Source organism: Qipengyuania marisflavi (assembly GCF_005884405.1).
GTDB classification, from domain to species: Bacteria; Pseudomonadota; Alphaproteobacteria; order Sphingomonadales; family Sphingomonadaceae; genus Qipengyuania; species Qipengyuania marisflavi.
Genome location: NZ_VCAO01000004.1, coordinates 97,900 through 111,456 on the forward strand (window position 1 = coordinate 97,900; position 13,557 = coordinate 111,456).

Genomic DNA, 13,557 nt, shown 5'->3' on the forward strand with positions numbered 1-13,557 from the left:
AGTTGCGCGACTTTAGGCGCTGCACCCGCCGCTGCAAGGGCGCGCTTTAGCGCGGGCGGGATATAATGCGCGCCAGCTTGGCAATATCGCTCATTCGTTCGCGGATGAACAGCGATGCCAGGAATTGGCCCGGGGTCAGCGCAATATCGCGCAATACTATGCGGAAAGCTGGAACTGTGTGAACCAGCTCTGCTGGAATTAGCATCAGCAAAACCAGCACCAGCGGCACCCCGATATGGGCCAGACCGCCCGCCGCGAGCAGGCAAAAAACGGAGCCTGCGAAGTATAGTACCGTCAGTCTGCCCTGACGGTTCTGCGCTGCGATCAGGGCGTGCGGCGTGGTCGCCAGCGCCCGGATGATCGCTGCCATCATCAATACTGCAGCCACTGGCAGATCGAATTCGGTCTTGCCGACGCTGAGCAAGCGCTGCGCCAGCGGTCCGCACATCAGCAGTGCTGCGCCGAACCCCACCGACAGCAGCGCAGTGATTAATGTCATGGTGGCCAACTGGCGGCGGCGAGGTTCAGGATCGGCATCGCGATATCCCGCCTCGTAGAATTGAACACCGTAAATCACCGAGGTGAGCAGATCGATCATTCTAACCAGCGTTCGCGTCGCGACAAAAGCGGCAAGCATAGCCGCGCCATACCGCGCTCCGACCAGCAAAGCGTAACCTTGCAGATTGATCGCGTAGACCACCGGGATCAGCATGAAGGCTGTCGATGGCTTCCATAAACTGCGAACCACGGGCCCGATCCGTGATGCCCCCCGATGGAACATCTCGGGCGCGATGCGAATGGCAATCACCAGCACCACCAGCAGATATACCAGCCGCATTATCGCCAGCGCCATGGCGAGCAATGCAAGGGATGTGCTTTGCGAAACGCAGACAGCAACTACCGCAACTTCGGCAAGCAAACCGAGATTAATGAGGAGCGTTTGCAGCGGATACCGCCCGGCAACCCGGAACGGAAGGCTGAGCACAGCTATCTGGCTAACCGCGAAAATATATACCGCCAGCCAGAACAGCGTCGGCAGCAGCGCAATATCTGATGTCATCTCGAAGCCGTCGACTATTCTGTCCTCGAAAGGCAGCGCCAGCGCCAAAAACAGCCCGGCCAGCGCCAGCGTTGCCACTGTAGATAGCGCCCATGTCACGCGGAAATTTGCGCGCGCATCAGCCATGTCGCCCCGCTGCGCCGCTGCCAGCGCAGCATTTCCGCCTGCACCAGAAAACGCTAACCCCACCACAGAGAGGTATGCCGGCAGGGCAAACAGCACCATCCACGACCCCACACGTTCGGCGCTCCAACTGGCGAACAGGATTGGTAGCATCGCCAGCTGCGCAGCCACCCGGCTGACTATGCCAAACAGGAAGGCCAGCGTGCCGCGGGCCAGCCTCCGGTGATCGGGATTTGTCATTCGGGCACTGCGCTCAACGATCGGGGTCGCGCCCGGGTTCGTCCAGCTCGCGCATGATGTGGCTTAGGACGGTGGGGTGCAGCGGCCGTTCGAACTGCGCGCCGACAACGCTCCCCTCGCGCCAGCGCACTATTGCCGGGATCGGGCCGATATTGCCCACTCTCACCAGGATATTGCTGCCGTCATCCAGAACCGAAAACTTGTCGAAAAACCGGCAGCCATATTCCGAGATGTCTTTGATCCACACGTCGCGCTTCCCGCCCTGACGCGCGCGATAATGCCCGGCGACCTGTACATGATGACGTTCTTCGCGGCGGTGGTTCTCAGACATCGCTGTTCCCGTGGTTCGCATGCAAGTCTTAGCTTTGCATGCGCAGAGCGCAAGTCGTGCGCATTGCATGGCTCGCTTTGCGCGGCGCAGCGCGTTAGGTGCAGGCAGCGCAGGGAGAGATTGTGGGCATGACGAAAGAGAGCAGCGACAATCGTTACCGGGTGACATCAATCGACGTGGCCGAACGCGCAGGGGTCAGCCAGTCGACTGTCAGCCGGGCGCTTGCCGGATCCGAAACCATTACCGAGGCCACCCGCCGCCGTGTCGAACAAGCGGCCGAGGAACTGGGCTATCACGTCAATGCGCGCGCAGCCGGATTGCGCAAGGGCCAGACCGGTACCATCGCGATCGTGGTGATCGGGCGGGCCGGGCAGGGCGCAGCGAGGATCAATCCGTTTTACTACAGCCTGCTGGGCAGCACCTGTGCCGCAGCAGCGGAACGCGGGTTTGAGGCGCTGGTCAGCTTTCAGGCCGAACCGGAAGAGTTTTTCGGCCACTACGTCGCCCGCCGTCAGGCAGATGGGCTGGTGGTGATCGGTACGGCGACCAATGGCGCGGCATGGGACTATTTCCGCGATCGCGCCAAAGACAGTGATGAAATCGCCTTCTGGGGCTCCCCCTTTGACGATGCGGTATGGGTGCGATCAGACAATCTCTCCGGTGGCCAGCAGGCTGTGGCCCGGCTGGTGGCGGGCGGGGCAAGAGATATCGTGTTCGTCGGTGACACCAACTCGACACAGCGGCAATTTAGCGAACGCTATGACGGCTATTGCCAAGGCATGGCGGCAGCCGGTCTCACCGCGCACCCACCGATTGAATCGGGCGGGGAGGACCGCGTGGCGCAGGGGCGCGAGGCTGTCACACGGCTGCTCGCCCAAGGGACTGTATTCGATGGCCTGTTTTTCGCCTGCGATGCGATGGCACTGGGGGCGCTGGAAGAACTGGCTGCGCGCGACGTGGCGGTGCCCGGCGCAGTGGGTGTCATCGGCTTTGACGGACTGGGCACGGGCGAATTCAGCAGCCCGCCGCTGACCACGGTGGAGCCGGATTTCGCGCAAGCGGGCCGGCTGCTGGTACAAACCGCATTGGCCGGCGCAGACGAGAAAATCGAATGCCGTGTTCCGGTGCGGCTGGTCGAGCGCGCCAGCGTCGGCTGAGATATGGCCCATTACCGGGTTTGCCAAAGGGCATACCGCCTCCCTAAGAGGCGGTGAGAGAGAATTTTGGGGAGACTTCCATGAAAACCAGCATCGCCTCCGTTCTGGCCGTTTTGTTTGCCAGCCAGCCCGCATTTGCGCAGCAGCCCGACCCAAGCCCCAATCCGGTTGAAGAGCAGGAGGTCGATGCCTCACAGGATGATGGCCCGCGTGAAGGCAGTGGACAGGAAGCCAATGCCGCGCCCGCTGTCCCCAATGCCGACACCGCCGATGCAGACGATGCGAAATGGGATGTCTCCGCGCCGCGCGGGGCGACTGTAAAACAGATCGCGATCAGCACTGACGAAGGCACTTGGATGGATGTCGACGTATCGCGCGACGGGCGGATGCTGGCGTTCTCGATGCTGGGCGACATTTACACCATGCCGATTTCAGGTGGCACGCCGACGCGTATTGCAGAAGGGCTGGCATGGGAGGTTCACCCGCGTTTCTCGCCCGATGGCCGCCGTATCGCTTTCACCTCGGACCGCGGTGGCGGTGACAATATCTGGGTTATGAACACCAATGGTTCGGACAAGAAGCAGGTCACCAAGGAAGATTTCCGCCTGCTCAATCAGCCGGGCTGGTCGCCCGATGGCGAATATATTGTCGCCAAAAAGCATTTCACCACCGGGCGCTCGCTCGGCACGGGTGAGGTGTGGCTGTATCACGTTTCAGGTGGCGGCGGCGTACAGCTGGTCAAACGCTCCAGCGAATCGCTGCAGAAGGAATTGGGCGAGCCGATTTACGCGCCCGATGGCAAATCGATCTATTACACCCGCAACACCACCTCGGGATCGACCTTCGAATATGCGCAGGATTCCTTGCAGGGCACCTTTGCGATCGAACGCTACGATATTGCCAAGGGTGAAGTGACCACAGCCGTAGGCGGTTACGGCGGCGCGGTGCGGCCAACCCCGTCCCCCGATGGCAAGCACATTGCTTTCGTGCGCCGTGACAAGGACCAGTCACAGCTGTGGGTCAAGGATTTGTCCAGCGGCAGCGAACGGATGATTTACGGCTCGCTCGACGCCGACCTGCAGGAAACCTGGGCGGTGTCGGGCGTCTATCCCAACATGGGCTGGACCCCCGATGCGGGCAGCATTGTATTCTGGGCTGGCGGCAAATTGCGCCGCATCAATGCCGATGGTTCGGGCGAGGCGGTCATTCCGTTTAATATCTCCGACACTCGCGGCGTATCCGATGCGCCGCATCCGGTAATCCCGGTGGGCGCGGACAGCTTTACAACCAAGATGACCCGCTTTGCCTCGGTCTCTCCCGACGGGCGCACGGTGGTGTTTGAAAGTCTGGGTAAGCTGTACACCAAGCCGGTCGGCAGCACCGCCGCGCCGCGCCGTTTGACGGCCGCTGGCAGTGAAGCGCTGGAGCTGTGGCCCACCTGGTCGCGCGACGGACGGCGGTTGGCCTTTGTCCGCTGGACCGATGCGGGTCTTGGCGAAATCGTGGTGAGCGATGCCAATGGCCGCAATGCGCGCAGCGTGACCCGCCAGCGGGGCCATTATGCGGTGCCGCAGTTTTCGCCCGACGGATCGACCATCGTGTTTGAAAAGCGTTCGGGCGGCTATCTGACCTCGCCAGAGTTTTCCGAGAACGAAGGGGTTTATTCGGTTCCGGTCGCGGGTGGCACCCCGCAGTTGATCGCGCGCGATACGGCTGACCCGCAATTCGGCGACAGCGATGACCGCATCTTCATGCTCGCCCGCAATGATGGCAAGCTTCAGCTGATCTCCAGCGACCGCAGCGGAGAGGCGCGCCGCGTCCATGCCGAAGGCGAACTGGCAAATGATTTCCGGGTATCGCCAGATGGGCGTTATCTGGCCTTCCGCCAGAATTATGAAGTCTTCGCCATGCCGCTGATGCCCGGCGGGCAGGCGGTGACTGTGGGTGAGAAAGCCAGCTCTCTGCCCGTGACCCGCGTCAGCAAGGGCGGCGCGGAATATATTGGCTGGGCGCAGGATGGCCAGACGCTGACCTGGTCGATGGGTCCGGTGCTTTACCGGGCCAGCACCGGGGCGCTGTTCCCCAATGCGCCGCGTGCCGAGGATGCGCCGAAATTCGTGCCCCCGACGCAGGGGACATCGCTGGCGCGGACAGTGGCGGCGGACAAATATGCCGGGACTACCGCGCTGACCGGCGCGCGGGTGCTGACCATGGCGGGCGATGGCGCAGGCGCAATCGACAATGGCGTGATCCTGATCCGGGGTGACCGGATCGCCGCCATCGGCAGCGCAGACAGCGTGACAATCCCCTCAGGCGCGAAGATCATCGACCTTGCGGGCAAGACTGTCATGCCCGGCCTGGTTGATGCCCATGCGCATGGGCCGCAGGGCGTGGGCGATCTTGTCCCGCAGCAGAACTGGGCGCTGACTCAGGCGCTGGCGATGGGGACCACCACGGTTCACGATCCATCATCCAGCGCCAGCATGATCTTTGCCGCTGCCGAACGCCAGCAGGCCGGTATGCTGCTGGCCCCGCGTATCTTCTCGACTGGAGAGATTGTTTACGGGGCCAAGGCGCCGGGCGTCTATGCGCGTATTGACGGCTATGAGGACGCACTGGCGCATATTCGCCGGATCAAGGCGCAAGGCGGGGTGTCGATCAAGAATTACAACCAGCCGCGCCGTGAACAGCGCCAGCAGGTTGTCGCCGCCGCGCGGGCAGAAAACATGCTGGTGGTCGCCGAAGGCGGTTCACTGTTCGGCATGGACATGAATTTGATCGCGGATGGCAATTCCACCGTCGAACACAATGTCCCCGTCGAACATTTCTATGAAGATGTGCTGCAATTCTGGGGCCAGTCGCAGACCAATAACACGCCCACTCTGGTGGTCACGTATGGCGGCCTGGCGGGTGATCCTTACTGGCGTCAGGCGACCAATGTGTTCGACAATCCGCTGTTGGTGCACACGCCGCCGCGGATGCTGCTGGCCGATACAGCGCGCCGCACGACTGCACCCGAATGGGCTTTTGTCGACGATGACAGCGCGCGTGAAGCGGGCAAGCTGGCCAAGCGCGGGGTCAGGGTGGCGATTGGTGCACACGGTCAACAAGCCGGAGTCGCGGCGCATTGGGAGATGTGGAGCTTCGCACGCGGCGGGATGACCCCGACAGAATCGCTGCGCGCGGGCACTATCGAGGCGGCACGTTCGCTGGGTATGGAACGCGATATTGGCAGCCTTGAAGTCGGCAAGCTGGCCGATCTTGTGGTGTTGGATGCCGATCCCAGCGTTAATATCCGCGAATCCGACCGGATCACTCAGGTCATGCTGGGTGGCCGGATGTACGATGCGCGGACCATGAACGAGGTCGAGACCGGATCTGCCACCCGTCTGCCCTATTGGTGGGAATAAATCCTCGCGCCCATTCGCGCCGCCTCAGGCAGCGCGAATGTGGCCGAGGAAGCGATCGACTTTCTGGCGCAGCGCGGCGGCCTGGCCTTCAAGATCATTGGCTGAACCCAGCACCTGGCTTGCCGCAGCCCCGGTGGCGAGCGAGGTTTCGCGCACCTGACCGATATTGCCGCTGACCTCGTCTGCGGCGCGGGCGGCCAGATCGATGCTGCGCGCCAGATCCTGACCCGCAACCGATTGCTGATCGACCGCCGAGGCAATCGAGATAGCCGTGGTTTCCAGCTGCTTGATCTGTTCGCCAATGGACCGTAGCGCGTTGACGCTGGCGCCGGTTGAATCCTGCATGCCGCGGATCTGCTCGGCAACTTCTTCGGTTGCCCGGCTGGTCTGCGCGGCCAGTTCCTTCACTTCGGAAGCAACCACCGCAAACCCGCGACCCGCTTCGCCGCCGCGTGCTGCCTCGATCGAGGCGTTCAGCGCGAGCAAATTGGTGCGCTGGGCGATGGTCTGGATCAGTTCGACAATCTGACCAACCTGATCTGCAGCAGTCGCCATGGCCGAAATCGTGCCATCGGCACGGCCTGCGGCATCGGTGGCCGCACGGGCCAGCTCTGCCGAATGTGCGGCCTGACGGCTGATCTCGCCAATCGACATGGCAAATTCGTCCGAGGCAGCTGCAGCAGCGGTAACTCCGCCTGATGCCTCTTCCATCGACCGCGTCACGAGGGCCGCCTGTCCGGTGGCTTCGTCTGCGGTTGTGGCCATTTCCTTGGCGGTGGATTGCAGCTGGCTGGAAGCGGCAGCGACACCGCCGACGACATCGCTAATGCTGCTTTCAAATTCGCCAGCAAGTTTGACCAGCTCCAGCTTGCGCCGTTCAGCGGAATCCTTGCGGCCCGCGAACAATTCATCAAGCTTCAGACCAGATTTGGCAAATACTTCCAGCGCCCGCGCAATGTCCCCGATTTCATCGGTACGGTCCAACCCGCGCAACTCGATATCGCGTGCACCCTGCGCAAGGCGGGTCATTTCATGTGCTACACTTTGCAAAGGCTCGACCGAATCTTTAAGCATCCGGCGCAGGCTAAGCAGTCCGAAAAACACGCCAAACGCGCCAAGCAGCAGAACGGGATAACGAATCGCTTGCGCGCCTTCGCCGCCGGCAAACAGGGTGAACAGCGTAACGAGAGCCAGACCGAGCATCGGCACGCCTGCGGTAAATTGCAGCTTGCGGCCGACAGGCAGGCGATTGAACCAGCTCGCCAGCCAGTACCGCTGGCTGTCATCAAAAGACTTTGCCACCTCAACGCGGGCGATTTCGTCTTTCAAATCATCTTCCATGAGATGGATCTGCGCTGTCATCGTCAATCCTTACCTGTGGTGGACGCTCAGCGGTAACCGAGTATCGTTAGTTTCCGGTTAAGCAGCCCGCACATGGCTGACGAATTCGTCGACATGGCGGCGCAGCGCGGCGGCCTGGCCTTCAAGATCATTGGCTGAACCCAGCACCTGGCTTGCCGCAGCCCCGGTGGCGAGCGAGGTTTCGCGCACCTGACCGATATTGCCGCTGACCTCGTCTGCGGCGCGGGCGGCCAGATCGATGCTGCGCGCCAGATCCTGACCCGCAACCGATTGCTGATCGACCGCCGAGGCAATCGAGATAGCCGTAGTTTCCAGCTGCTTGATCTGTTCGCCAATGGACCGCAGCGCATTAACGCTGGCGCCGGTTGAATCCTGCATGCCGCGGATCTGCTCGGCAACTTCTTCGGTTGCCCGGCTGGTCTGCGCGGCCAGTTCCTTCACTTCGGAAGCAACCACAGCAAAACCGCGACCTGCTTCGCCGCCACGTGCGGCCTCGATTGAGGCATTGAGGGCGAGGAGATTGGTGCGCTGGGCAATGGTTTGGATCAATTCGACAATCTGACCAACCTGATTTGCGGCAGTCGCCATATCCGAAATTGTGCCGTCGGCCCGGCCTGCGGCATCGGTGGCCGCACGGGCCAGCTCTGCCGAATGTGCGGCCTGACGGCTGATCTCGCCAATCGACATGGCAAATTCGTCCGAGGCAGCTGCAGCAGCGGTAACACCGCCCGATGCCTGTTCCATCGAAGTGGCGACCATTGCAGTCTGCCGCGTCCCCTGTTCGGCAGCCGAGGCCATCGAACTTGCGGTGCTTTGCAGCTGGCTTGAAGCGGCAGCGACACCGCCGACCACTTCACCCACGGTCGATTCAAATTTCTCGGCAAAGCGGATCAAGGTTTTGTCTTGTGCCGCCCGCATACCCTCGCGTTCATCAGCCATTTTCTCAAACTGCCACGCTTTGCGGCGGAAAACTTCGAGCGCGCGGGCGAGATCGCCGATCTCGTCGCTGCGGTCAGTCGCCGGAATGTGGAGATTCTTGTTGCCTCCCGCGAGTTGAGTGGCGGCGTCGGTCATCTGGCACAGCGTGCCCGAAACGTCGCGCGCGAGATAGCGCGAGCTGAGAAAAATCATCGTGATCCCCAGAAATGCGGACCCAAGAAAAGCGACAAACAACCACATGACTGAGCGGCGCGAATTTGCATCGGCAACCGCCCCGATCTCTTCCATCTGGCCGCGCGTATCGCGCGCCAATTCGACGAATTCCTCACCATCAACATAAATGCTGTCGGCAAAAGCCTGCCACTCGGAGGCACTGCCGCGCGAACTGCTGGCCGCAGCAACCCGTGTACCAAGCGAAGCCAAATCCTTGTTTAGTAAATCAAGTTCGGGAAGCACCCCCGGAGCCACGTCGCGCGCTGCGCTTTCAACTTTACCCAATTCGCGGTCGGCGCTCTGGAAGGCATCATGCGCCGAGATCAGGTCATTCTTGTCGCCGGATATAGCATAGTGCTGCGTGTACAGCCGCCCCTGGTCGATATAACCGACCACGCGTGCTGCCTCTACGGTTGCATTGGACAGCACCATGCGCTCAGCGCGCAGTTCCAGCGCGACATAGGCACCGATCAGCGTTGCCAACAAGGTGATAACGACGGCGCTGATATTGGCCAGCGCGATCATGCGCAGCTTGCCGGAGACAGATTTCCCGGTGAACCAGCCGCCAACTCCGCTGCGCGGTTCCTCTTTGGCTATTTCGGCAAAGTCATAAGCGGCCGCTTGCGGCGCATCCGCAAGTTCTACTTCATGTTCGGCAACCACGCCGTTTACCATATCTTGCAGCGCGCTCATGCGACCCTCGAACTTTCAGGTGTTGTCGTTGGCGTCTCGTCTGAAACGGCCATTGTATCGGTTGGAATATCAATGCGTTTGCCCAGGTGCTGGGGGATCTCTTCCGCAGGCAGTGCCTTGAAATAGAGCCAGCCCTGGATCTGGTCGCAGCCAGCGGCGCGGACCATATCAGCCTGCGCCTGAGTCTCGACACCTTCGGCAGTGACGGCCATTTTCATGGCACGGGCCACAGTGATGCTGGACAGCATTACGGCGCGGCTGCCGTCATCTTCACCGGCCTGAACCACCAGGCTGCGGTCAAGCTTGAGCTTTTCAAAGCGGAACTGGCGAAGGAAACCGATCGAGGCATAGCCGGTGCCAAAGTCATCGAGCGCGATCTTGACCCCGAAGCCGCGCAGCACGGCCAGACTGCGCTCGGCAACCACCGGGTCTAGCACCAGACAAGTTTCGGTGACTTCCAGCTCAAGCCGTTCGGGATCGAAGCCTGTTTCCTCAAGGATATGACCAAGCTGGATTGGAAATTCCGGATTGCGCAGCTGCGCCGCCGACAAGTTCACCGACAGCGTAATGTCGTCCCATTCCAGCGCATCGCAGCACGCCTGCCGCAGCACCCACAGACCGATGGCGTTGATGAAGCCGCTTTCTTCGGCGACAGGGATGAAGATGTTCGGGCCGACATTTTTGCCGTCGGGCCGCTCCCAGCGCAGCAGGCATTCAACAGCAACCACGCGGCGTGTATTGCTGTCCACCAATGGCTGGTAGTGCAGGCAAAATTCCTGATTGGCGAGTGCGAAGCGAAGCTCGTCGTCCATTTCCTTGAGCTGTTCGCGGCTCTGGTCGAACGCGGTGCTGAACCAGGTGCAGCGCATCTTGCCGCCGCGTTTGGACACATACATCGAAACGTCGGCCTGACGCAGCAACTCGGAGGAGGTTGATCCGTCTGACGGATTGCGGCGGGCCAGACCTATGCTGGCCCCCAGAGTCAGGCGGCGGTCTTCGACCTTGACCGGCTTTGCCAGCCGTTCAATCACGCGGCGGCAAGCGCCTTCGAGTAGCGTGCCGGCCAATTGCCCAGCCATCAAGATGGCATATTCATCGCCGCCAAGCCGGTAAACCGTGCCTTCCTCGCCAGAAATTTGGGTCAGGATGTGGCCGCATTCCTTCAAAGCTGCATCGCCAACGAAATGGCCATAATGGTCATTGACCAGCTTGAAGCCATCAAGGTCGATCAGGGCGAGTGCAATTTCGTGACCGGATTGAATTTCGCGTTTGATGTCGCTGTGCAAGGCGCGGCGATTGGGCAACAGGGTCAGGCTGTCGCTGCGGCTGAGTTTTTCCAGTTTGCGAATGTGCCTGACGGCCATAAATGTCAGCACGGCCACCGTCACTGCGAAAACGCCGGATCCGGCGATGATGATATCCGGCGCTGATGCAAAACCAAAGCTTGGGATGATGACCGCCAGCATCGTAGTGACAAGGAAAATCATGCCCAGGACCAATACCGGTCCGAGCACCATCATCTTCGTTTTTCTGCCACCCTTATCTGGATTGAAACTCACGGTTTCCCCCATGATGCGCCCATTACTTTGTCTCTTGCGATCGGGATTAGGTATCATTCGCTAAGGAAGCGTAAACTTGTGGTTTACCTTGTTTCGAAAAGGCTTTTGCACGGTGGCTAGCGCTGGATCAGGCGGTCGCCCGGCACAGCGCTTCACTCACTGACGGAACGGTTTTCTTCAGTTGATAAAGCGCTGAGCCAAGGTCGGCCGGTTCGAACCGATCGGTCTGGCCGACGACAGTCTCGCCAGCGCCCAGCATCAGCCAGCCGTCCGCGGCCGTAGCCCCTGCCAGCCGCTCGAAAGCGGCACGGCGGACCTGAGGATCGAAATACAGCAGGACATTGCGGCATAGCACCAGATCGAAACGTCCCGGTGAGGGCGGGTAATCGAGAATGTTTTGCTGCTGGAACCGGGTCATCGCCCGGATCCGGTCGCTTGCCTGCCAACCCTGCGGCGTCTCGTTGAAGAAGTTGAGCATCTGGGCGACGCTGATGCCGCGCTGGATTTCAAATTGCGAATAAGCGCCCGAACGGGCCTGCGCGATGGCCTTGTTCGACACATCAGTGCCCAGGATGTCGATATCCCAACCCTGCCAGCGCCCCGGCTGTTCAGCGAACACCATCGCCAGGCTCAGGACTTCCTGCCCGGTCGAACAGCCCGCCGACCAGATCGAAATCTTTTTGGTCGCGGCGCGTTTCTTCGCCAAATCGCCCAGCACCTGATTGGCCAGTGTCGAAAAATAAGCGTGGTCGCGGAAAAAATAGGTTTCGTTGTTCAGCAGCGCTTCGACGACCTTGGTCGCCAGCTGATGTTCGCCGGGCCGTTCCAGCATACAGGCCAGCTGGTCGACATTGTGCAGATCAAGCTCGCGGAACAGGCCTGACAGCGCAGTGGAAACGCGCCAGCGGCGGTTTTCGGTCAGCTGCTGCCCGGTTCGGGCCGCCAGCAAATCGGCAATGATGCGGTGGGATGCGTCGTCTAGCGCCATGCGTCTGCTCCCACCATCGTCAGCAGTTTTTCTGCCAGACCTTCTGGTGGTAGCACAGCGGCGGCGACACCGTTTTCGGCGACGGCGCGGGGCATGCCCCACACCGCGCTGGTGGCGGCATCTTGCGCTAGAATGGTCCCGCCAGCATTGGCGATGGCCTGCGCGCCATCGGTGCCGTCACGGCCCATGCCGGACAACAGCACGCCGGTAACATGGCCGTCATAGACTTCTGCCAATGTCTCGAACATCGGATCGACCGAAGGCGTGCAGCCGCTCTTGGCCGGATGATAGGCAAGCCCGGTAACGAACCGGCCTGCAGATTTGCGCACGATCATGTGGCCGTGGCCAGGCGCGATAACGATGCTGCCCTTGGTGATTTCCACGCCTTCATCGGCCAGCACTGCCTTGCGACCAGCGGCCATTTCCATCTGCTTGGCAAACACTGAAATGAAGCTGGCCGGCAGATGCTGCGTGATCAGGATCGGCAGATCGAAATTGGCGGGAATTTTGCGCAGGAACAGGTTCAGCGCGTGAATGCCGCCGGTTGAGGCACCGATAGCGATGACCTGCGGGCGCTTGCCGATACGGGCCTTGCGCGGGGAGGGCGCGGCGGCGGCAGTGTTTGCCTCCGCTTCTTTCTCGGCAACGCCGGAGCCAAGCGCGCGGATCTTGCCGAGCAGCGAATCGCGATAATCATCGTTGAAACCGCCCGGGCGCGGCTTGAGCATGGTGTCGGCGGCGCCCATCGACAGTGCGGTGAGCGTGTGCTCGGCACCTTCGGCGGTCAGCGAGGACACGACCAGCACTTGGGCACCGCCCGAGGTCTCAAGCATCTTGGGCAGCGCTTCGAGGCCGCCCATACCGGGCATTTCCAGATCGAGGAGGATCACATCGACCTCGGTCGAACGCAATTCCATCAGCGCCCGCTCGGCAGTACCGGCGGTGGCGACGATTTCCATGTCGCCTTCACGCTGGATCATGCGCGAAAACACCGTTCGCACAGTCAGAGAATCGTCGACGATCATCACCTTTACGACACCGGGATTTGTCCCGCCGCCCGGCGCAATGATCCTGTCTTTTCGAAGCAAGGCACTCATCTGGCGGCCCTCAGGCCATGCCAACAAGCTGGAGCTTGATCTGCAGCGTCTCGTGATCGAATGGCTTCATGACATATTCGTCCGCACCGGCGCTGATCGCCTCGCGGATATGCGCAACATCGTTTTCGGTGGTGCAGAACACCACCTTGGGCTTGCCGCCGCCATCGCGCTGGCGCAGCTGGGTGATGAATTCGATGCCCGTCATAACCGGCATATTCCAGTCCAGCAGAACCACATCAGGCATATTTTCAGCACAGCGGTTCAGGCCTTCCTGGCCATTTTCGGCTTCCTCGACAGCAAACCCCAGAGTCTCCAGGATATGCCTGGAAACTTTACGGATTACGCGCGAATCATCGACGATCAGGCAGGTTTTCATGTGATGTGA

10 protein-coding genes are annotated in these 13,557 nt (G+C 61.1%); 2 read left to right on the top strand and 8 right to left on the bottom strand.

What is annotated here, in order from left to right; translation table 11 throughout:
- Window positions 1-46: 46 nt before the first annotated feature.
- Both FEV51_RS09755 and FEV51_RS09760 read right to left on the bottom strand, forming a co-directional pair.
- Complete coding sequence (locus FEV51_RS09755) at window positions 47-1,423, bottom strand: polysaccharide biosynthesis protein (RefSeq protein WP_138618411.1); 1,377 nt, start codon at window positions 1,421-1,423, stop codon at window positions 47-49.
- A 13-nt stretch (window positions 1,424-1,436) separates the two neighbouring features.
- Complete coding sequence (locus FEV51_RS09760) at window positions 1,437-1,754, bottom strand: PilZ domain-containing protein (RefSeq protein WP_171033093.1); 318 nt, start codon at window positions 1,752-1,754, stop codon at window positions 1,437-1,439.
- Between the two features lie 128 nt (window positions 1,755-1,882).
- Here FEV51_RS09760 and FEV51_RS09765 point away from each other — a divergent pair, with 128 nt between their 5' ends.
- Window positions 1,883-2,911, top strand: a complete 1,029-nt coding sequence (locus FEV51_RS09765; protein WP_171033094.1) for a LacI family DNA-binding transcriptional regulator — start codon at window positions 1,883-1,885, stop codon at window positions 2,909-2,911.
- A gap of 80 nt (window positions 2,912-2,991) precedes the next feature.
- Window positions 2,992-6,321, top strand: coding sequence for an amidohydrolase family protein (locus FEV51_RS09770; protein WP_138618415.1), 3,330 nt, complete (start codon window positions 2,992-2,994; stop codon window positions 6,319-6,321).
- 24 nt (window positions 6,322-6,345) lie between these two features.
- On the opposite strand, the gene FEV51_RS09775 is transcribed toward FEV51_RS09770, so the two are convergent.
- The 6 genes from FEV51_RS09775 to FEV51_RS09800 all read right to left on the bottom strand — a co-directional run bounded on the left by FEV51_RS09775 (window position 6,346) and on the right by FEV51_RS09800 (window position 13,548).
- Complete coding sequence (locus FEV51_RS09775; RefSeq protein WP_171033095.1) at window positions 6,346-7,683, bottom strand: methyl-accepting chemotaxis protein; 1,338 nt, start codon at window positions 7,681-7,683, stop codon at window positions 6,346-6,348.
- A gap of 57 nt (window positions 7,684-7,740) precedes the next feature.
- Window positions 7,741-9,528, bottom strand: coding sequence for a methyl-accepting chemotaxis protein (locus FEV51_RS09780; protein WP_246034517.1), 1,788 nt, complete (start codon window positions 9,526-9,528; stop codon window positions 7,741-7,743).
- The gene (locus FEV51_RS09785) at window positions 9,525-11,048 is read right to left on the bottom strand and encodes a putative bifunctional diguanylate cyclase/phosphodiesterase (protein ID WP_246034518.1); all 1,524 of its coding nucleotides are present in this window, start codon (window positions 11,046-11,048) and stop codon (window positions 9,525-9,527) included. The genes FEV51_RS09780 and FEV51_RS09785 overlap by 4 nt, the downstream gene beginning before the upstream one ends.
- A 166-nt stretch (window positions 11,049-11,214) precedes the next feature.
- Window positions 11,215-12,075 (bottom strand): CheR family methyltransferase, encoded by an 861-nt coding sequence (locus FEV51_RS09790; protein WP_138618417.1) that lies wholly within the window; start codon window positions 12,073-12,075, stop codon window positions 11,215-11,217.
- On the bottom strand, window positions 12,066-13,172 hold the full coding sequence (cheB, locus tag FEV51_RS09795) for a chemotaxis-specific protein-glutamate methyltransferase CheB (protein WP_246034519.1): 1,107 nt from the start codon (window positions 13,170-13,172) through the stop codon (window positions 12,066-12,068). The genes FEV51_RS09790 and cheB overlap by 10 nt, the downstream gene beginning before the upstream one ends.
- Window positions 13,173-13,182: 10 nt before the next feature.
- Window positions 13,183-13,548 (bottom strand): response regulator, encoded by a 366-nt coding sequence (locus tag FEV51_RS09800; RefSeq protein ID WP_138618419.1) that lies wholly within the window; start codon window positions 13,546-13,548, stop codon window positions 13,183-13,185.
- Window positions 13,549-13,557 lie beyond the last annotated feature (9 nt).